This window comes from Streptomyces sp. NPDC031064, assembly GCF_055570965.1.
Genome location: NZ_JBVIGF010000007.1, coordinates 458,632 through 477,907, shown reverse-complemented (window position 1 = coordinate 477,907; position 19,276 = coordinate 458,632). Strand labels below are relative to the sequence as shown.

Below are 19,276 nucleotides of genomic sequence, written 5' to 3'. Positions count from 1 at the left end.
GTGCCCGGTGACGGGCGGGGGTGGTGCCGTTGTGGGGGCCTGGCTCGGCAGCGGGTTTCCGAGCAGGATACGACGCCCTCCGGCCCTCTGTGTGATCGTTCCGGTAGAGCTGTTGAGCAGAACGAGTGACCCTGGTCTCCCTCTGCGAAACCCCCGGCCGCGTCGTGCGCAGCCGGTATCGGCACGCGTGCGCTGCGTGTCCCCGGAGCCTCCCGCGACGGCGGCGCGGCGCGGCGCGTGTGGGCGGAAGCGGGGGTGCCGGGTCGCTGATACCCTGGTAGCCCGTGGACCGGTGGGCGCCGCACCTCGAATCGGCGGCCCCCGAACCGCAGCGACGGCACCCCCGGAACTCCCCGGAATCCTCCGGACCGGACGCCGGTACGCACCTCCAGACCGCGACCACGGGAGCCCCCTCTTGGCCATGCCGCCCAAATCCACGACGACCAAGCACATCTTCGTCACCGGGGGTGTCGCGTCCTCCCTCGGCAAGGGCCTGACCGCCTCCAGCCTGGGTGCGCTCCTCAAGGCCCGGGGCCTTCGGGTCACGATGCAGAAGCTCGACCCGTACCTCAACGTCGACCCGGGCACGATGAACCCGTTCCAGCACGGCGAGGTGTTCGTCACCAACGACGGCGCCGAGACCGACCTGGACATCGGCCACTACGAGCGGTTCCTCGACGTCGACCTCGACGGCTCGGCCAACGTCACCACCGGCCAGGTCTACAGCCAGGTCATCGCCAAGGAGCGGCGCGGCGAGTACCTCGGCGACACCGTGCAGGTCATCCCGCACATCACCAACGAGATCAAGTCCCGCATCCGCCGCATGGCGACGGACGACGTGGACGTCGTGATCACGGAGGTCGGCGGCACGGTCGGCGACATCGAGTCGCTGCCGTTCCTGGAGACCGTCCGCCAGGTCCGCCACGAGGTCGGCCGCGACAACGTCTTCGTCGTGCACATCTCGCTGCTGCCCTACATCGGCCCGTCCGGCGAGCTGAAGACCAAGCCGACCCAGCACTCCGTGGCCGCGCTGCGCAACATCGGTATCCAGCCGGACGCGATCGTGCTGCGCGCCGACCGTGACGTACCGACCGCGATCAAGCGCAAGATCTCGCTGATGTGCGACGTCGACGAGGCGGCCGTGGTCGCGGCCATCGACGCCAAGTCGATCTACGACATCCCGAAGGTGCTGCACACCGAGGGCCTGGACGCGTACGTGGTGCGCAAGCTGGACCTGCCGTTCCGCGACGTCGACTGGACGACCTGGGACGACCTGCTGGACCGCGTGCACAACCCCGACCACGAGGTCACGGTCGCGCTGGTCGGCAAGTACATCGACCTGCCCGACGCCTACCTGTCGGTGACCGAGGCCATGCGCGCCGGCGGTTTCGCCAACAAGGCCCGCGTCAAGGTCAAGTGGGTCACCTCCGACGACTGCAAGACGCAGGCGGGCGCCGCCAAGCAGCTCGGCGACGTCGACGCCATCGTCATCCCCGGCGGCTTCGGCGAGCGCGGCGTCAACGGCAAGGTCGGCGCCATCCAGTACGCACGCGAGAACAGGATCCCGCTGCTGGGCCTGTGCCTGGGCCTCCAGTGCATCGTGGTCGAGGCCGCGCGGAACCTGGCGGGCATCACGGACGCCAACTCCACCGAGTTCGACCCGGCCACCTCCCACCCCGTCATCTCGACGATGGAGGAGCAGCTCGCCTACGTCGAGGGCGCGGGCGACCTGGGCGGAACGATGCGCCTGGGCCTGTACCCGGCGAAGCTCGCCGAGGGCTCGATCGTCCGCGAGGTCTACGGCGACCAGCCGTACGTCGACGAGCGGCACCGTCACCGCTACGAGGTGAACAACGCCTACCGCGCCGAGCTGGAGAAGAAGGCGGGCATCGTCTTCTCGGGCACGTCCCCGGACAACAAGCTCGTCGAGTACGTGGAGTACCCGCGCGAGGTGCACCCCTACCTGGTCGCCACCCAGGCGCACCCGGAGCTGCGCTCGCGCCCGACCCGCCCGCACCCGCTCTTCGCGGGTCTGGTGAAGGCGGCCGTCGAACGGCAGCAGGGGGCGCGGAAGACGGGCAAGTAGTCCGCTAGAGATACGGTTGACCGGGGTACGGGCCTGATCACGGCACGTGCCCCGGTTTTCTTCTGCACGAGGGAGGACGTCTTACATGACCATCAAGGACACGCCCGAGGAGTGGCAGGTCACCGCGTCGACGGTGCCGTTCCGTGGCAACAAGACGAGTGTCCGCGCCGACGACGTGGTCATGCCGGACGGGTCCGTCGTACGCCGGGACTACCAGGTCCACCCCGGCTCGGTCGCCGTCCTCGCCCTCGACGACGAGGACCGGGTCCTCGTGCTGCGCCAGTACCGCCACCCGGTGCGGCACAAGCTCTGGGAGATCCCGGCCGGTCTGCTGGACGTGCCCGGCGAGAACCCGCTGAGCGCGGCGGTGCGCGAGCTGTACGAGGAGGCGCACGTCAAGGCCGAGAAGTGGAACGTGCTCACGGACGTGTACACCACCCCGGGCGGCTGCGACGAAGCCGTGCGGATCTTCCTCGCGCGCGGTCTGTCGGCGGCGGAGGGCGAGCGGTTCGAGGTGGCCGAGGAGGAGGCCGACATGGAGGTCGCCCGGGTGCCGCTCGACGAGCTGGCACGGGGCGTCCTGGCGGGCGAGCTGCACAACAACTGCCTGGTCGTGGGCGTGCTGTCGGTCCTCGCCGCCCGCGCGGGCGACGGCCTGGACGCCCTTCGTCCGGCGGAAGCCCCCTGGCCGGCCCGCCCGTTCGAGGCATAGACCCCGGGCCGGTGTGACGATCGGCTGATCCGATTGAGGGACTCGGCGGCCGTGGTCCACGAGGTGCGTACCGGAGGCTGAACTACGCTCGGATCGCCCGCCCGGGGATCCGGCGGGATCAGCACGTGCGCAGGCGGACGGGAGCGTGGCCCGTGACGGATCAGGCGGTGGACTTCGGCGGCTCGGGCGGTGCGGACCGGTCCGGTACGCGGGCCGGGCGCCGTCGGTTCTTCGGGCGGGTGCGCGAGCTCAAGGAGCTGCGCGCCGACATCGCCCGCGCCGGGCTCGACACCCTCGCCGGGCGGCCCTCGCCGCGCGCCCGGGTCCTGCTGATCGCCGGACGGCCCGGCAGCGGGCGCACCGCCCTCGCCGAGGAACTCGTCGGCGACCTCGCCCGCGGCTACCGCGACGGCGTGCTGCGCGCCCGGCTCACCGAGCCCGGTGGCCGGCCGGTGCCCGTCGAGCGGGTCGCCCGCGGGCTGCTGGACCGGATCGGCGTCCCCGCCCCCGCCGGGGCGGGCGAGGACGAGCTGACCCAGCTCCTCCGGGACACCTTCGCCGAGCGCCGCGCCCTGCTGCTGCTGGACGACGTCGCGAACGCCGAGCAGGTCGACGCGCTGCTCCCCGACAACCCCGACTGCCTGGTCGTCGCCGTCGCCCGGGGCCCGCTCACCGGCATCCCGGACGTACGGCCCTGCACCGTCGGCGGACTGGACGCCAAGTCCGCCATCGAACTGCTCGACAGCTTCACCGGCTCGGTACGGATCACCGTCGACCCGCAGGCCGCCGAGACGCTCACCGAGCTGTGCGGCGGCCAGCCCGCCGCCCTCGTGCTGGCCGGCGGCTGGCTCGCCGCCCGCCCCATGTCGTCCGTCGCCGACCTCACCAAACGGCTGCGCTCCCTGCCCGACGAGCCGGACCGCCCGGCCGCCTCCCGCCCGCTGGCCCGCGCCTTCCGGCTGGCCTACGAGGCGCTGCCCGCGCCCGCCGCGCGCATGCTCCGCCTGCTCGCCCTCGCCCCGGTCGGTCTCGCCGACGCCCACACCGCCTCCGCGCTGGCCGGCTGCTCGGTGTCGGCGGCCCGGTCGATGCTGGAGGGGTTCGCCGCCTTCGGGCTCCTCCACGAAGCGGACGCCGAACAGTACGAGGTGCCCGGCTGCCTGATGCCGCTGCTGAGGGAGCGGCTCGACACCGAGGACCGGCCCGCCGAGGTGCAGCTCGCCCGCGCCCGGATGCTGGAGCGGACCGTACGGCTGCTCCAGTCCTGCCGGGCGGTCACCGAGCCGGAGGGCTCGCCCGCCCGGCGCAAGCTCGCCGGGATGCCCCGGGCGCTGCGCTTCCCGAGCCGCGAGGCCGCCGCCGAGTGGCTGCGCACCCGGCAGCCCGCGCTGCTGGCCGCCGCCCGGGTCGCCGTCGCCGACGGGGAGCTCGACACCCTGGCCCGCCGCCTGGTCGCCGCCCTCGTCCGGGTGCTCGCCGCGCACCGGGGCACCGAGGAGGCGGCGCCCGAGCTGTACGGGCTGCACCAGCTCGTGCTGGACGTCGCCGAGCGGCGTGGCCTGCACCGCGAGCGGGCCGCCGCCCTGCTGAACCTCGCCGACCTGGACGCCCGTACCGGCCGCACCACCGACGCGCTGGCCCGCTACCGGGCCGCCCTGGACGCCGGAAGGCTCGCGAACGACCCGTACGCGATCAGCCGCGCGATGGAATCCGTAGGGGGCGCGTACCAGGAGCTGGGGGACTGGCAGCGGGCCGCCGACTGGTACGGGCGGGCCCTGTCCCAGCGCCTGGCCCGCGACGAGCGGGCGGACCAGGCCCGGCTGTACGGCAGGCTCGGTGCCGTACACACCTACGAGGGCCGGTACGGCGAGGGCTTGCGGAACTGGCGGGCGGCCGCGGCCGGATATCGCCGACTCGGTGATCTCGCGGGCCACGCACGGGCGTTGAGCGAGGCGGCCCGGGTCCAGGAGTACGCCGGCCGGCCGCAGGACTGCCTGCGCACCTGCGAGGAGGCCGTGGAGTGGGCGCGCCGGGCCAAGGACGTGCGGCTTCTCGCGGCGCTCCAGCTCCGGCTCGCGGACACGCTCGACCGGCTCGGCGACCCCGCAGCGGCCCGGCTGCACCGGGCGGCGGCTGACCGACTGCTGGGAACGGAGGACTCCGCCGGTGGGGCTGCCTACGAAATCCGCAGTGCTTCAGCCAAAGATTAGGGCTTTGCAAGGCTAGACAACGGCAGACCCTTCAATAGACTGGGTGAGCCGCGATTGACCGCGGTGTATCCCGGTGCGTCCTGTGCATCCGGGTATGTATTGCATTGCCCCCGTACCCCCAAAGCCAAGGACCGTGATCGACGTGAAGGTCGGCATCCCCCGCGAGGTCAAGAACAACGAGTTCCGGGTGGCCATCACCCCCGCCGGCGTGCACGAGCTCGTCCGCAACGGCCACCAGGTCTTCATCGAGCAGAACGCCGGAGTCGGCTCCTCGATCACGGACGACGAGTACGTCGCCGCCGGCGCGCAGATCCTCCCCACCGCCGACGAGGTGTGGGCCACCGCGGACCTGCTGCTCAAGGTCAAGGAGCCGATCGCGGAGGAGTACCACCGCCTCCGCAAGGATCAGACGCTCTTCACCTACCTCCACCTCGCCGCCTCCCGCGAGTGCACGGACGCCCTGATCGAGTCCGGCACCACCGCCATCGCGTACGAGACGGTCGAGACCGCCAATCGCGCCCTGCCGCTGCTCGCCCCGATGTCCGAGGTCGCGGGCCGGCTGGCCCCGCAGGTCGGCGCCTACCACCTGATGCGCTCGGCCGGTGGCCGCGGCGTCCTGCCGGGCGGTGTCCCGGGCACCCACGCCGGCGAGGCCGTCGTCATCGGCGGTGGCGTCTCCGGCTGGAACGCCACCCAGATCGCCGTCGGCATGGGCTTCCACGTGACCCTGCTCGACCGTGACATCAACAAGCTGCGCGAGGCCGACAAGATCTTCGGCACGAAGGTCAAGACCGTCGTCTCCAACGCCTTCGAGCTGGAGAAGGCCGTCACCGAGGCCGACCTCGTCATCGGCGCCGTCCTCATCCCGGGCGCCAAGGCCCCGAAGCTGGTCACCAACGAGCTCGTCGCCAAGATGAAGCCCGGAAGTGTCCTTGTCGACATCGCGATCGACCAGGGCGGCTGCTTCGAGGACTCCCGTCCGACCACGCACGCCGAGCCGACGTTCACCGTCCACAACTCGGTCTTCTACTGCGTCGCCAACATGCCGGGCGCGGTGCCGAACACCTCCACGTACGCGCTGACCAACGCCACGCTGCCGTACATCGTCTCGCTGGCCAACAACGGCTGGGTCGAGGCGCTGCGCCGCGACCCGGCGCTGGCCAAGGGCCTCAACACCCATGACGGCAAGGTCGTCTACAGGGAGGTCGCCGAGGCTCACGGCCTCGAGCACGTCGAGCTGAGCTCGCTCATCGGCTGACGCCCGTCAACGGGAACAGTCAACCTCACACATCCGGCCGGACCTTGCTCGACGAGGTCCGGCCGGACGTGTGTCCGGCGGCCTCCTGACCGACGCTCAAGTCGTCTCGAACGTAACCCTTTAACCGTTTCGCACACCCGCGAAACGTGTCGATGCGTGGCCGTGCGCCCTTGACAGGGGAGTGTTTCTTTGCCGACACATCGGCCCGCGTCCGGGCGATTGTGTTGCTGCGGAGCGGTGACACGCCATAGAGTCGCCAACCGTCGGCATGGTGCCACGCTGACCTATCGATAAGTTTCCTGGCCACTTCCAAGGAGGTAAGACGACTTGTGAATGAGTCGACATTTACTCCCGGAGGTGGTCAGCCAGGAACGGTCGGCGATGCCGGCTCGGTCGCTGTCCGAACCTTCGCGGCCGGCCAGCAGTACATGACGACAGCCCACACGATGAAGATGATGGACGGCCAACACGTGAACGCCATGGCCGGCAACGAGAGTGGCCGAGAGTCCACCCACTTCGCCGCCTACGACGAAGTCCCCGAGGGGCACTTCTACGACCCTGACGCCGAGTACGAGCCCGACCCCGAGTACGCGGCCACCCTCGCCCCCGACGCTGCCCGCCAGCGCCGCGAGCGGATCGGCCCCACCGGACGGCCCCTGCCGTACTTCCCGATCCCCGGACCGCTGACCGACCACGGTCCCGCGAAGATCATCGCGATGTGCAACCAGAAGGGCGGCGTGGGCAAGACGACGTCGACCATCAACCTGGGTGCCGCGCTCGCGGAGTACGGACGGCGGGTCCTGCTCGTCGACTTCGACCCGCAGGGAGCCCTGTCGGTCGGTCTCGGCGTGAACCCGATGGAGCTCGACCTCACCGTCTACAACCTGCTCATGGAGCGCGGCATGTCGGCGGACGAGGTCCTGCTGAAGACCGCCGTGCCCAACATGGACCTGCTGCCCAGCAATATCGATTTGTCAGCCGCTGAAGTGCAGTTGGTGAGCGAGGTCGCGCGCGAGTCCACGCTCCAGCGGGCGTTGAAGCCGCTGCTGAACGACTACGACTACATCGTGATCGACTGTCAGCCCTCGCTCGGTCTGCTGACCGTCAACGCGCTGACGGCCGCTCACAAGGTGATAGTGCCGCTGGAGTGCGAGTTCTTCGCGCTGCGTGGCGTCGCGCTGCTGACCGAGACCATCGAGAAGGTCCAGGAGCGGCTCAACCCGGAGCTGGAGCTCGACGGCATCCTCGCCACGATGTACGACTCGCGCACGGTGCACAGCCGGGAGGTGCTCGCGCGCGTCGTCGAGGCCTTCGACGACCACGTGTACCACACGGTGATCGGCCGGACCGTGCGCTTCCCGGAGACCACGGTCGCGGGTGAGCCGATCACCACGTACGCCTCGAATTCGGTCGGTGCGGCCGCCTACCGCCAGCTCGCCAGGGAGGTGCTCGCCCGGTGTCACGCCGAGTGAGTCTGCCCGGTGCCGACGAGTTGTTCCGTACGACAGGGGGCATGGCGCTTCAGTCGTCCACCCCGCGCCGCCAGAACGGTGAGCCGCGGGTGCCGGCGCCGGCCGGCGAGAGTGACACCTCGGCGGCGGCCCCCGCCTCCGCCTCCGCTCCGGAGGAGCACTCGGCCGCCGAGGCGGACGCGGCGGAGCCCCGCAGCCGGGCGGCGGAGGACCCGGCGCCCGCGCCCGCCGCGCCGGCCTCGCCGCCCGCGAAGGCGGCCGCCCCGGCGCCGGCCCGCCGCCGGGGACGCGCGGCGAACCGGCGGCCCAGCGGACGCGAACGGCACGACGAGAAGATCACCGTGTACGTCTCCGCCGAGGAACTCATGGACCTGGAGCACGCGCGCCTGGTCCTGCGCGGCGAGCACGGCCTCGCCGTCGACCGCGGGCGCATCGTCCGCGAGGCGGTCGCCGTGGTGCTGGCCGACCTGGAGTCGCGCGGCGACGCGAGCATCCTCGTGCGGCGCCTGCGCGGGCGCTGACGGTAGCCTGCGCGGGCCGCCGCCCGTTTCCGCTTCGCCCCTGGACCAGGATGCCCCCGACCGACGCTCCCACCCCCCGCCGCCGCGCCCTCGGCCGCGGCCCGGGGGCCGCACGGCCGGAGGCCCCCGGCTCCCGGGCGCCGGAGCCGCCGCCCCCGCCGGCCGCACCGGCCGTACCGGAGCCGGTCACGCAAGCCCAGGAGGCCGCCCGGGGGCCGGTCCGCGAGCCGGTCGCCGAGAGAGCCCCCGAGCCGGTCGCCGAGCCCCAGGAGCCCGCCCCGGCCGCCGCGGAGCCCCTCACGGCCGCCGCCGAGCCCCAGGACCCCCTCACGGCCGCCGCCGAGTCCCAGGAGCCCGCCCCGGCCGCCGCCGAGCCGGCGCCGGAACCCGTTCCGGACGTCACGGACGGGCGGTTCACCGTGCGGCTGGCGAACTTCGAGGGACCCTTCGACCTGCTGCTCCAGCTCATCTCGAAGCACAAGCTGGACGTCACCGAGGTCGCCCTGTCCAAGGTCACCGACGAGTTCATGGCGCACATCCGGGCCATGGGGCCCGACTGGGACCTCGACCAGACCACGGAGTTCCTGGTCGTGGCCGCCACGCTGCTCGACCTCAAGGCCGCCCGGCTGCTGCCCGCCGCCGAGGTGGAGGACGAGGAGGACCTCGCGCTGCTGGAGGCGCGGGACCTGCTGTTCGCGCGGCTGCTCCAATACCGCGCGTACAAGCAGGTCGCCGAGATCTTCAGCGACCGGCTGGACAGCGAGGGGCGGCGGTACCCGCGTACGGTGGGGCTCGAACCGCACCACGCCGAGCTGCTGCCGGACGTCGTCATCAGCATCGGCGCCGAGGGGTTCGCCAGGCTGGCCGTCAAGGCCATGCAGCCCAGGGCCAAGCCGCAGGTGTACGTCGACCACATCCACGCCCCGCTGGTCAGCGTCCGGGAGCAGGCCGAAGTGGTGATCGCCCGGCTGCGCGAGCGGCGCGAGGTGAGCTTCCGGGAGCTGGCCGAGGACGCCCCGGACACGCTCACCGTGGTGGCCCGCTTCCTGGCGCTGCTGGAGCTGTACCGGGAGAAGGCCGTCGCCCTGGAGCAGGACGAAGCCCTGGGGGAGCTCGTCGTGCGGTGGACGGGCACGGACGGTGTGGCCGTGACGGACGAGTTCGACCGCGAGAGCGGCCAGGAGGACCAGGAGGAGACGTGATGGAGCTGAAGCCGGCCCTGGAGGCCGTCCTCATGGTCGTCGACGAGCCCGCCACCGAGGAGCACCTCGCCAAGGTGCTGGACCGGCCGCGCCGCGAGGTCGCCGACGCGCTGCGCGAGCTGGCCGACGAGTACGACGTCCAGCGGCGGGGGTTCGAGCTGCGGCTGGTCGCCGGCGGGTGGCGGTTCTACACGCGCCCCGAGTACGCGGAGGCCGTGGAGAGCTTCGTCCTCGACGGGCAGCAGGCCCGGCTCACCCAGGCCGCCCTGGAGACCCTCGCGGTCGTCGCGTACCGCCAGCCGGTGAGCCGGTCGAGGGTGTCGGCGGTGCGCGGGGTGAACTGCGACGGGGTCATGCGCACCCTCCTCCAGCGGGGTCTGGTCGAGGAGGCGGGCACGGAACGCGAAACAGGTGCGATCCTGTACAGGACGACGAACTACTTCCTGGAGCGGATGGGCCTGCGCGGCCTGGACGAGCTCCCCGAGCTCGCGCCCTTCCTCCCCGAGGCGGACGCGATCGAGGCAGAGACGCAGGAAGGGATCCCGTCGTTCGATCCAGACGACGACAAGACGGAACTTTGATGCGAAGCAGCAGCGGCAGGAACAGCAGCGGAAACAACGGCGGGAGCCGTGGTGGCAACAGCGGCGGCCGCGGCAGCAGCGGCGGCCGCGGCAATTACCGGGGTGCCGGTAACAGCCGCGACGACCGCCAGGGCCCCAAGCGCGGGAGCAACCCGCGCCGCCCCCGCCCCGAGGAGCGCAGCTACGACGTGGGCGGCCCCTCCGAGGCCCCCAAGCGCGGCCGCGGCGCCGCGGCCCGCGGCGGCGCCAAGGGCGGACCCAAGCAGTCCCCCCAGCGCGGTGGCGGCCGCACGACCCCGGCGCGCCCGCGTGAGCTGGACGCCCGGATCGAGGAGCGCAACCGGGAGCGGTACGCGAACAAGCCCCAGATCAAGACCCCCAAGACGTTCGGGGACCAGGAGGGCGAGCGGCTCCAGAAGGTGCTCGCCCGCGCCGGCATGGGCTCCCGGCGTGCCTGTGAGGAGCTGATCGACGCCGGCCGGGTCGAGGTCAACGGCAAGATCGTCATCGAGCAGGGCACGCGCGTCGACCCGGAGAAGGACGAGATCAAGGTCGACGGGCTGACCGTGGCGACCCAGTCGTACCTCTTCTTCGCGCTGAACAAGCCCGCCGGTGTCGTCTCGACGATGGAGGACCCGGACGGCCGCCAGTGCCTCGGCGACTACGTCACCAACCGTGAGACGCGGCTCTTCCACGTCGGACGGCTCGACACGGAGACCGAGGGCATCATCCTGCTCACCAACCACGGTGAGCTGGCCCACCGCCTCACGCACCCGAAGTACGGCGTGAAGAAGACCTACCTGGCCGCCATCACCGGCCCGCTGCCGCGCGAGGTGGGCAAGCGGCTCAAGGAGGGCATCCAGCTCGAGGACGGCTACGCCCGCGCCGACCACTTCCGGGTGGTCGAGCAGACCGGCAAGAACTACCTGGTCGAGGTGCAGCTCCACGAGGGCCGCAAGCACATCGTGCGCCGCATGCTCGCCGAGGCGGGCTTCCCGGTCGAGAAGCTCGTACGGACCGCGTTCGGTCCGATCCAGCTCGGCGACCAGAAGTCGGGCTGGCTGCGCCGCCTGACGAACACCGAGGTCGGCATGCTGATGAAGGAAGTCGGGCTGTAACAGCCCATACCCGTACGAAAGCCCGTGGCCTGCGGAAAGGCCACGGGCTTTCGCGCTTGTGGGGGACGCTCGGTCACCTTTATAGTCAAGGTGACTCTTAAGGAGGCGGCGTTGCGACTCCCCATCACCCTTGCCGCGTACGGCCGGCGGACCTGGACCCACGGGGGTGGCTCAGGCCCCGGCGCCTGCGCGGTGGGGGTGATGCGGGTATGAGCGCGCCGCGCGAGCCGCGTCCCGACGGCTACGACCCGTACGCCTTCGAGCCGTTCGCCGTCACCGTCGACCTGGCCGTCTTCACCGTCCGCGAGGACACGCTCCAGGTCCTGCTCGTCCAGCGCGGCCAGGAGCCCTACAAGGGCCGCTGGGCCCTGCCCGGCGGGTTCGTGCTGCCCCGGGAGTCCGCCGGACAGGCCGCCCGCCGCGAGCTCGCCGAGGAGACCGGCCTGTCCGACGCCACCGCCGCCCGCCTCCACCTGGAACAGCTCCGCACCTACAGCGACCCGGACCGCGACCCCAGGATGCGGGTCGTCTCCGTCGCGTACACCGCCCTCGTGCCGGACCTGCCGGAGCCCAGGGGCGGCGGGGACGCGGCGCACGCGCAGTGGCTGCCGTACGGCTCGTACGGGCCCCTCGCCTTCGACCACGACACGATCCTCGCCGACGCGCACGAGCGCGTGGGCGCCAAGCTCGAGTACACCTGCCTCGCCACCGCCTTCTGCCCGCCCGAGTTCACCCTCGGCGAGCTGCGGCAGGTGTACGAGACGGTGTGGGGCGTCGAGCTCGACCGCCCCAACTTCCGGCGCAAGGTCCTCACCACACCCGGTTTCGTCCAGGCCGTGGAAGGGCCGCCGCGCCTCACCGGCGGACGGGGGAAACCGGCCGCTCTGTACCGGGCGGGAGAGGCCACGGCCCTGCACCCGCCACTGCTGCGACCGGAAGGACGGCAGGAATGATCACGTCCAGGACCATCACCAAGCAGGCGGCCACCGGCTCGCTCATCGGGCTCGCGCTCGGCGACGCGCTGGGCTTCCCGACCGAGTTCAACGACGTCCCGGCCATCCTCGCCAAGTTCGGGCCCTGGCGCGGGATGGCCCTGCCCAAGCCCGCCATCGTCACCGACGACACCCAGATGACCCTCGCGCTGGCCCGTGCCGTCCGGACCGCGCTCGGCCGGGGCCCGCTCACCCCGCTGCGGCTGGTCCGGCCGCTGCGCGAGGAGTTCGTCGACTGGTACCACTCGCCCGAGAACAACCGGGCGCCCGGCCGCACCTGCCTGGTCGCCTGCCGGAAGCTCGACACCGGCGGCGACCGGCCCTGGCAGGAGGCCAGCCAGATCGGCTCCAAGGGCTGCGGCGCCAACATGCGGGTCGCGCCCATCGGGCTCGTCCCGGGACTCGGCCAGGAACAGCGCGCCGGCGCCGCCCAGCTCCAGGCCGCCCTCACGCACGGCCACCCCACCGCGCTGGCCGCCTCCGACCTCACCGCCCGGGCGGTGTACCTGCTCTCGCAGGGCGCCGAGCCGCTGGGCCTGGTCGGGCAGCTCCGCTCGTACGCGTACGAGAACCGCTCCCGCTACCACCAGCAGTGGCTCGGCGACCTGTGGACGTACTCCCACGACGCCACGCCGCAGGCGTTCATCGAGCGCGGCTGGGACGAGTGCGCCGACGCGCTGAGCACGCTGGACGCCGCGCTGCGCACGGCCGACCCCGAGACCGACCCGTGCCTGCTGACGGGCGAGGGCTGGATCGCCGAAGAGGCCCTGACGACCGCCCTCCTGTGCTTCCTGCTCTTCCCGGAGGACCCCCTCACCGCCCTGCGCCGCGCCGCCTGCACCAAGGGCGACTCCGACTCCATCGCCTGCCTGGCCGGCGCGTTCGCCGGTGCCCACCTCGGCGCCGGGGCATGGCCGAAGGAGTGGGCGGACCGGATCGAGTACGGCAGCGAACTGCTGACGCTGGGGGCGCTCTGGGACGCCTGACCCCGCCGGCCGGCTACCCGGCCCGCAGCGCCGACGCCCGGCGGGTGCGGAAGAGGAAGTCCTCGACCGCCCGCCGGTCCGGTTCGGGCGGGAGCGGGGACCTCACGGCCGCCTCGTCCGCCTCGGCGGCCAGCCGGGCCATCCACGACTCGACCTCGTGCCAGGGCACCTCGCCGCGCTTGACCGCGAGCAGCCGCTCGCGCGCGTCCCCCACGTCGATCACCAGCTCGCCCGTGCGGAGCAGGTCACGGCAGCTCGCCAGGAGGCGCAGAAGGTGCATGGCGTGCTTCCAGCGGGGAGCGCCGTACTGGCGGACGTCCGCGTCGAGCTTCTTGCGCTGGCCGGTCGCGTACCGGCCGAACGTCTGGTGCGCCTGGCGGGACAGGAACGCGCCGCGCAGCGCGAGGAGTTCGCGACCGGTGTCGTCGACGTGCTCGACGAGCGGGGAGTGCAGGCACTCCAGGATGTTGGGGTTGGCGCGCAGGGCCAGCTCGCAGAAGCGCTCCAGCTCCCAACTGAACTGCTCCTCCGCCGGGCCCTCTATGTGCGTGGGCGGCTTGTCGAACCGCCACTGGAGCGGGGTGGGGACCAGGAACACACCACGGCGGTCGGTGTCGCTGCCGTCCGTGGCCAGCCCGAAGGCGCGCGACCCCATGACGCAGGAGTAGATCGTGTGGTCGCGCACCAGTTCGTCGGGGGTCGGCATGAGCCAGACCCTACGTCAGGCGGATGCTGTCCCCCGTCACGGTGATCTGCTCGGCGGGCAGCGGCCGGGTGGCCGGGCCGCGGGCGACCGAGCCGTCGGCGATGCGGAACCGGCTGCCGTGGCAGACGCAGTTGATCGTGCCGTTCTCCACCGTGGCGACGATGCACGCCTGGTGGGTGCAGACGGCGGAGAACGCCTTGAACTCGCCCTCCCGCGGCTGGGTCACCACGACCTTGCGGTCCTTGAAGATCGTGCCGCCACCGGCCGGGATGTCGGTGGTGCGGGCCAGCTCGCCGTCCGGCGGCCGCGGCGTAGGCGTGGACGTGGGTGTGGACGTGGGTGGCGCGGGGGAAGCGGGCGACGAGGGGCCTTCGCCGCCGCAGCCCGTGACCAGCGCGGCGGTCGTGGAGGCGGCGGCGACGAGGACGGTACGGCGGGGGGCGGGTGTTGGACTCATGGGCCGCATCCTGGCCCCCGGCGCCCCCCGGGGCGAAGCAACCGCGCTGACACTTACGCCCGGGGAGCGAGCCCCGTGACGCGGCCGGCCCCATCACGGCGGATCTCCCGCACGCCCACGACGGCGGCGCGGTCGAGCGGACCGTACACGTGCGGGAAGCGCCGGTCGGCCGAGCCCTCCCAGCGGACCTCGGCGGTCAGCAGCGCCTCGTCGATCACCAGCAGGAGCAGCGGACCGGGCACGTCCCGGTAGTGGGCCTCGACGATGGCCAGCGCCGTGTCCTCGTCGGGCGAGCAGTGCACGAAACCCTCGGAGGCCAGCGAAGCGGGGCGGTACGGGGCCTCGGGGCCGGCCGTCCATTCGGGCTCCGGTACGACATGAAGCAGCATGCCGACAGTCTGCATGCCGGACACATCCGGCGCGGCCGCCCCGGCTGACTAGGCTGAACGACAGCACACGCGCGAGCGGCACGGACGAAGGAGCAGGCACGTGGCGGTACGAGCGGTCCGAGGGGCCGTCCAACTGGAGCGGGACGACGCCGGGCACATGCGCGACCAGGTCGGCGAGCTGCTCACCGCCGTACTGGAGCGCAATGGCCTCACCGCCGACGACCTGATCAGCATCTGGTTCACCGCGACGCCCGACCTGCACAGCGACTTCCCGGCCGTGGCGGCGCGCGAGCTCGGCATCGTGGACGTCCCGCTGCTGTGCGCCCAGGAGCTGGACATCGCCGGCGCCATGCCCCGCGTGGTGCGCCTGCTCGCCCACGTCGAGACCGACCTGCCCAAGTCCGCCGTCGCGCACGTCTACCTCGGCGCCGCGGCCGCCCTCCGCAAGGACATCGCCCAGTGAGAACCGCAGTCGTCATCGGAACCGGGCTGATCGGCACCTCGGCCGCCCTCGCGCTGACCGGGCGCGGCGTCACCGTCCACCTCGTCGACCACGACCCCGCCCGGGCCCGTACCGCCGCCGCGCGCGGCGCGGGCACCGAGGAGCCGCCCGAGGGCCCCGTCGACCTGGCGATCGTCGCCGTACCGCCGGCGTACGTCGCCGCCACCCTCGCTGAGGCCATGCGCGGCGGGGTCGCCCGCGGCTACCTGGATGTGGCCAGCGTCAAGGGCGGACCGAAGCGGGAGCTGGAGGAGATGGGCCTCGACCTCTCCGCGTACATCGGCACACACCCGATGTCCGGCAAGGAGCGCTCGGGCCCGCTGGCCGCGACGGCCGACCTCTTCGAGGGCCGCCCGTGGGTGCTGACCCCCACCCGGGACACCGACACCGAGGTGCTCAACCTCGCCCTGGAGCTGGTCGCCCTGTGCCGGGCGGTCCCGGTCGTCATGGACGCGGACGCCCACGACCGGGCGGTCGCGCTGGTCTCGCACACGCCGCAGCTCGTGTCGTCGATGGTCGCCGCGCGGCTGGCGGACGCCGACGAGACGGCGGTGCGGCTGTGCGGGCAGGGCATCCGGGACGTGACGCGCATCGCGGCGTCCGACCCGCGCATGTGGGTCGAGATCCTGTCGGCGAACCCCGGCCCGGTCGCCGACGTCCTCGCCGGGGTGGCCGCGGACCTGGACGAAACGGTCGAGGCCCTCCGGTCCCTCCAGTCCGCCGACGAGCACAAGCGGCGCGACGGCGCCACGGGCGTCGAGGACGTGCTGCGCCGCGGCAACGCCGGCCGCGCCCGGGTCCCCGGCAAGCACGGCGGCGGCCCGGTCGCCTACGAGACGGTCGCCGTCCTCCTCAGCGACCAGCCCGGCGAGCTCGCCCGCATCTTCGCGGACGCGGGCCGGGCGGGCGTCAACATCGAGGACGTCCGCATCGAGCACGCGACGGGCCAGCAGGCGGGCCTCATCCAGCTCATGGTCGAGCCCGCCTCCGCCCCCGTCCTCTCGGCGGCCCTCCGGGAGCGGGGCTGGGCACTGCGGCAGTGACCCCCCGGCGGCGGGCGTAACCCGAATGGGTGCAAGGGGTACGGGCAGCAGTCGGTAACCTTGTGCCGGGCCCCTTGGCATCCGGCCGGCCCTCTCCCGCGTACCAGGAAGGTGTCCGACACCGTGGAATCCGTGATCGTCGCCATCGACGGCCCCTCCGGCACGGGCAAGTCGAGCACCTCCAAGGCGGTCGCCGCCAAGCTGGGGTTCAGCTACCTGGACACCGGCGCGCAGTACCGGGCGATCACCTGGTGGATGATCACCAACGGTGTGGACGTCGACGACGCCGACGCCGTCGCCTCCGCGGCCGGCAAGCCCACCATCGTCTCCGGCACCGACCCCTCCCACCCGACGATCACCGTCGACGGCGTGGACGCCTCCGGGCCCATCCGGACCCAGGAGGTCACCTCCAAGGTCAGCGCCGTGAGCGCCGTGCCCGAGGTGCGGGAGCGGATCACCGAGCTCCAGCGGTCCATCGCCGCGAGCGCCGAGCAGGGCATCGTCGTCGAGGGGCGGGACATCGGCACCACCGTCCTCCCCGACGCCGACCTGAAGATCTTCCTCACCGCTTCCCCCGAGGCCCGCGCCGCCCGCCGCTCCGGCGAGCTCAAGGGAGCCGACGTCCACACCACCCGCGAGGCGCTGATCAAGCGGGACGCGGCCGACTCCAGCCGCAAGACGTCCCCGCTCGCCAAGGCGGACGACGCCGTCGAGGTCGACACCACCGACCTCACCCTCCAGCAGGTCATCGAGTGCGTCGTCACCCTCATCGAGGAGAAGCGAGCCGCCGCGTGACCCCACCCTCCGAGAAGGGCGCCGCGGTCGGCCGGGGCATCGGCATCGGCCTGATGTACGGGCTGTGGAAGCCGCGCGTCCTCGGCGCCTGGCGGGTCCCGGCCTCCGGGCCCGTGATCTTCGCCGTCAACCACGCGCACAACCTCGACGGCCCCATGCTGATGGGCACCGCGCCCCGGCCCGTGCACTTCCTGATCAAGAAGGAAGCGTTCAAGGGACCGCTCGGCCCGTTCCTGGAGGGCATCGGCCAGCTCAAGGTGGACCGCGGGGCGCCCGACCGCACCGCCATCACCGGCGCCCTCGACGTGCTGGCGCACGGCGGCGTGCTGGGCATCTTCCCGGAGGGCACCCGGGGCGAGGGCGACTTCGCGTCGCTGCGCGCCGGCCTCGCGTACTTCGCCGTACGCAGCGGCGCCCCCATCGTCCCGGTCGCCGTCCTGGGAAGCACCGACCGCCGCGGACGGTTGATAAAGGCGCTGCCCCCGCTGCGCAGCCGCGTCGACGTCGTCTTCGGTGACGCCTTCCAGGCGGGGGACGGCTCCGGACGCCGCACCCGCAAGGCGCTGGACGACGCCACCGTACGTATCCAGGAGCGGCTCACCGCCCACCTGGAAAACGCCAAGCGCCTCACCGGGCGCTGAGCCAGACTTGAGTAGCGGATCGCTCGATCCGCCGATGATGAACGAGGAACGGACTTCATGAACGACCAGCACGACCACGGGGCACTCGGCGACACCGAGTACGCGGAGTTCATGGAGCTCGCCGCCGAAGAGGGCTTCGACATCGAGGACGTCGAGGGCGCGATCGAGGAGGCCGGGCACGGCCCGCTCCCGGTCCTCGCCGTCGTCGGCCGGCCGAATGTCGGCAAGTCGACCCTGGTGAACCGCATCATCGGCCGCCGTGAGGCCGTCGTCGAGGACAAGCCCGGCGTCACCCGCGACCGCGTCACCTACGAGGCCGAGTGGGCCGGCCGCCGCTTCAAGGTCGTCGACACCGGCGGCTGGGAGCAGGACGTCCTCGGCATCGACGCCTCCGTCGCCGCCCAGGCCGAGTACGCCATCGAGGCCGCCGACGCGGTCGTCTTCGTCGTGGACGCCACCGTCGGCGCCACCGACACCGACGAGGCCGTCGTCAAGCTGCTGCGCCGGGCCGGAAAGCCCGTCGTCCTCGCCGCCAACAAGGTCGACGGCCCCTCCGGCGAGGCAGACGCCGCCATGCTCTGGTCGCTGGGCCTCGGCGAGCCGTTCCCCGTCTCCGCCCTCCACGGCCGTGGCACCGGCGACCTGCTGGACGAGGTCCTCAAGGCCCTGCCCGAGGCCCCGGAGCAGACCTTCGGCACCGCCGTCGGCGGCCCGCGCCGCATCGCGCTCATCGGCCGCCCGAACGTCGGCAAGTCGTCCCTGCTCAACAAGGTCGCCGGCGAGGAGCGCGTCGTCGTCAACGAGATGGCCGGCACCACCCGCGACCCGGTCGACGAGCTCATCGAACTCGGCGGCACCACCTGGAAGTTCGTCGACACCGCCGGTATCCGCAAGAAGGTCCACCTCCAGGAGGGCGCGGACTACTACGCCTCGCTGCGTACCGCCGCCGCCGTCGAGAAGGCCGAGGTGGCCGTCGTCCTGATCGACACCACCGAGTCCATCTCCGTCCAGGACCAGCGGATCATCACCATGGCCGTCGAGGCGGGCCGCGCGCTCGTCATCGCGTACAACAAGTGGGACGAGCTCGACGAGGAGCGCCGCTACTACCTGGAGCGCGAGATCGAGACCGAGATGCAGCAGGTCTCCTGGGCCCCGCGCGTCAACGTCTCCGCCCGCACCGGCCGCCACATGGACAAGCTCGTCCCGGCGATCGAGACGGCGCTGGCCGGCTGGGAGACCCGCGTCCCCACCGGGCGGCTGAACGCCTTCCTCGGCGAGCTCGTCGCGGCCCACCCGCACCCGATCCGGGGCGGCAAGCAGCCGCGCATCCTGTTCGGTACGCAGGCGGGCACCAAGCCGCCGCGGTTCGTGCTGTTCGCGTCGGGCTTCCTGGAGCACGGCTACCGGCGGTTCGTCGAGCGCCGGCTGCGCGAGGAGTTCGGCTTCGAGGGCACCCCGATCCACATCTCGGTGCGCGTGCGCGAGAAGCGCGGCCGCAAGAAGTGACTTCATGACGACGGCGGCGGGGGGGGGGGGGGGGGGGGGGGGGGGGGGGGGGGGGGGGGGGGGGGGGGGGGGTTCCCCCCCCCGCCCCTCGCGTGGTGT

Annotated in this window: 19 protein-coding genes; 16 read left to right on the top strand and 3 right to left on the bottom strand. The window is 72.5% G+C overall.

Translation table 11 applies throughout. The features are described 5' to 3' along the window. Positions 1-421 precede the first annotated feature (421 nt). The 11 genes from ACZ46W_RS26570 to ACZ46W_RS26520 all read left to right on the top strand — a co-directional run bounded on the left by ACZ46W_RS26570 (position 422) and on the right by ACZ46W_RS26520 (position 13,138). A complete protein-coding gene (locus ACZ46W_RS26570; RefSeq protein WP_468342259.1) occupies positions 422-2,086 on the top strand; it encodes a CTP synthase in 1,665 nt (554 codons plus the stop codon). 85 nt (positions 2,087-2,171) lie between these two features. Then, positions 2,172-2,798 (top strand): NUDIX domain-containing protein, encoded by a 627-nt coding sequence (locus ACZ46W_RS26565; protein WP_468342256.1) that lies wholly within the window; start codon positions 2,172-2,174, stop codon positions 2,796-2,798. Between the two features lie 152 nt (positions 2,799-2,950). Further along, positions 2,951-5,008, top strand: a complete 2,058-nt coding sequence (locus ACZ46W_RS26560) for a tetratricopeptide repeat protein (protein ID WP_468342253.1) — start codon at positions 2,951-2,953, stop codon at positions 5,006-5,008. A gap of 142 nt (positions 5,009-5,150) precedes the next feature. Then, the gene (ald, locus tag ACZ46W_RS26555) at positions 5,151-6,266 is read left to right on the top strand and encodes an alanine dehydrogenase (RefSeq protein WP_468342374.1); all 1,116 of its coding nucleotides are present in this window, start codon (positions 5,151-5,153) and stop codon (positions 6,264-6,266) included. A gap of 446 nt (positions 6,267-6,712) precedes the next feature. Beyond that, positions 6,713-7,738, top strand: coding sequence for a ParA family protein (locus ACZ46W_RS26550; RefSeq protein ID WP_064072041.1), 1,026 nt, complete (start codon positions 6,713-6,715; stop codon positions 7,736-7,738). Further along, entirely contained in the window at positions 7,735-8,259 is a 525-nt protein-coding gene (locus ACZ46W_RS26545; protein ID WP_468342370.1) for a hypothetical protein, read from the top strand. Before ACZ46W_RS26550 ends, ACZ46W_RS26545 begins: the two co-directional genes overlap by 4 nt. 50 nt (positions 8,260-8,309) lie before the next feature. After that, entirely contained in the window at positions 8,310-9,461 is a 1,152-nt protein-coding gene (locus tag ACZ46W_RS26540) for a segregation and condensation protein A (RefSeq protein WP_468342250.1), read from the top strand. Next, on the top strand, positions 9,461-10,042 hold the full coding sequence (gene scpB / locus ACZ46W_RS26535) for an SMC-Scp complex subunit ScpB (protein WP_468342247.1): 582 nt from the start codon (positions 9,461-9,463) through the stop codon (positions 10,040-10,042). The genes ACZ46W_RS26540 and scpB overlap by 1 nt, the downstream gene beginning before the upstream one ends. Then, complete coding sequence (locus ACZ46W_RS26530) at positions 10,042-11,160, top strand: pseudouridine synthase (protein WP_366131497.1); 1,119 nt, start codon at positions 10,042-10,044, stop codon at positions 11,158-11,160. Before scpB ends, ACZ46W_RS26530 begins: the two co-directional genes overlap by 1 nt. 209 nt (positions 11,161-11,369) lie before the next feature. Next, the gene (locus tag ACZ46W_RS26525; RefSeq protein ID WP_468342244.1) at positions 11,370-12,113 is read left to right on the top strand and encodes an NUDIX hydrolase; all 744 of its coding nucleotides are present in this window, start codon (positions 11,370-11,372) and stop codon (positions 12,111-12,113) included. Further along, on the top strand, positions 12,110-13,138 hold the full coding sequence (locus tag ACZ46W_RS26520) for an ADP-ribosylglycohydrolase family protein (RefSeq protein ID WP_468342241.1): 1,029 nt from the start codon (positions 12,110-12,112) through the stop codon (positions 13,136-13,138). The genes ACZ46W_RS26525 and ACZ46W_RS26520 overlap by 4 nt, the downstream gene beginning before the upstream one ends. Positions 13,139-13,151: 13 nt before the next feature. Here ACZ46W_RS26520 and ACZ46W_RS26515 read toward each other — a convergent pair whose 3' ends face one another. The 3 genes from ACZ46W_RS26515 to ACZ46W_RS26505 are packed head-to-tail and all read right to left on the bottom strand — an operon-like array spanning position 13,152 to position 14,690. Further along, entirely contained in the window at positions 13,152-13,844 is a 693-nt protein-coding gene (locus tag ACZ46W_RS26515; protein WP_468342239.1) for a nucleotidyltransferase domain-containing protein, read from the bottom strand. 10 nt (positions 13,845-13,854) lie between these two features. Then, positions 13,855-14,301 carry a Rieske (2Fe-2S) protein gene (locus tag ACZ46W_RS26510; protein WP_468342236.1) on the bottom strand — a complete coding sequence of 149 codons (447 nt, stop codon included), beginning with the start codon at positions 14,299-14,301 and terminating at the stop codon, positions 13,855-13,857. A gap of 53 nt (positions 14,302-14,354) precedes the next feature. Then, on the bottom strand, positions 14,355-14,690 hold the full coding sequence (locus ACZ46W_RS26505; RefSeq protein WP_468342233.1) for a DUF952 domain-containing protein: 336 nt from the start codon (positions 14,688-14,690) through the stop codon (positions 14,355-14,357). Between the two features lie 100 nt (positions 14,691-14,790). Here ACZ46W_RS26505 and aroH point away from each other — a divergent pair, with 100 nt between their 5' ends. The 5 genes from aroH to der all read left to right on the top strand — a co-directional run bounded on the left by aroH (position 14,791) and on the right by der (position 19,177). After that, a complete protein-coding gene (aroH, locus tag ACZ46W_RS26500; protein WP_366131503.1) occupies positions 14,791-15,153 on the top strand; it encodes a chorismate mutase in 363 nt (120 codons plus the stop codon). Beyond that, a complete protein-coding gene (locus tag ACZ46W_RS26495) occupies positions 15,150-16,235 on the top strand; it encodes a prephenate dehydrogenase (protein WP_468342229.1) in 1,086 nt (361 codons plus the stop codon). The genes aroH and ACZ46W_RS26495 overlap by 4 nt, the downstream gene beginning before the upstream one ends. Before the next feature lie 132 nt (positions 16,236-16,367). Continuing rightward, complete coding sequence (cmk, locus tag ACZ46W_RS26490; RefSeq protein WP_468342367.1) at positions 16,368-17,030, top strand: (d)CMP kinase; 663 nt, start codon at positions 16,368-16,370, stop codon at positions 17,028-17,030. After that, the gene (locus ACZ46W_RS26485; protein ID WP_468342226.1) at positions 17,027-17,671 is read left to right on the top strand and encodes a lysophospholipid acyltransferase family protein; all 645 of its coding nucleotides are present in this window, start codon (positions 17,027-17,029) and stop codon (positions 17,669-17,671) included. Before cmk ends, ACZ46W_RS26485 begins: the two co-directional genes overlap by 4 nt. Before the next feature lie 57 nt (positions 17,672-17,728). Beyond that, complete coding sequence (gene der, locus ACZ46W_RS26480) at positions 17,729-19,177, top strand: ribosome biogenesis GTPase Der (RefSeq protein WP_468342223.1); 1,449 nt, start codon at positions 17,729-17,731, stop codon at positions 19,175-19,177. Positions 19,178-19,276 lie beyond the last annotated feature (99 nt).

Coding starts and splice junctions, on each gene's coding strand:
- ACZ46W_RS26530 (WP_366131497.1), top strand. CDS start 10,042: ATGCGAAGCAGCAGCGGCAGGAACAGCAGCGGAAACAACGGCGGGAGC.
- ACZ46W_RS26520 (WP_468342241.1), top strand. CDS start 12,110: ATGATCACGTCCAGGACCATCACCAAGCAGGCGGCCACCGGCTCGCTC.
- ACZ46W_RS26510 (WP_468342236.1), bottom strand. CDS start 14,301: ATGAGTCCAACACCCGCCCCCCGCCGTACCGTCCTCGTCGCCGCCGCC.
- ACZ46W_RS26505 (WP_468342233.1), bottom strand. CDS start 14,690: ATGCTGCTTCATGTCGTACCGGAGCCCGAATGGACGGCCGGCCCCGAG.
- ACZ46W_RS26525 (WP_468342244.1), top strand. CDS start 11,370: ATGAGCGCGCCGCGCGAGCCGCGTCCCGACGGCTACGACCCGTACGCC.
- der (WP_468342223.1), top strand. CDS start 17,729: ATGAACGACCAGCACGACCACGGGGCACTCGGCGACACCGAGTACGCG.
- ACZ46W_RS26570 (WP_468342259.1), top strand. CDS start 422: ATGCCGCCCAAATCCACGACGACCAAGCACATCTTCGTCACCGGGGGT.
- ACZ46W_RS26565 (WP_468342256.1), top strand. CDS start 2,172: ATGACCATCAAGGACACGCCCGAGGAGTGGCAGGTCACCGCGTCGACG.
- ACZ46W_RS26540 (WP_468342250.1), top strand. CDS start 8,310: ATGCCCCCGACCGACGCTCCCACCCCCCGCCGCCGCGCCCTCGGCCGC.
- ACZ46W_RS26515 (WP_468342239.1), bottom strand. CDS start 13,844: ATGCCGACCCCCGACGAACTGGTGCGCGACCACACGATCTACTCCTGC.
- ACZ46W_RS26550 (WP_064072041.1), top strand. CDS start 6,713: ATGAAGATGATGGACGGCCAACACGTGAACGCCATGGCCGGCAACGAG.
- scpB (WP_468342247.1), top strand. CDS start 9,461: ATGGAGCTGAAGCCGGCCCTGGAGGCCGTCCTCATGGTCGTCGACGAG.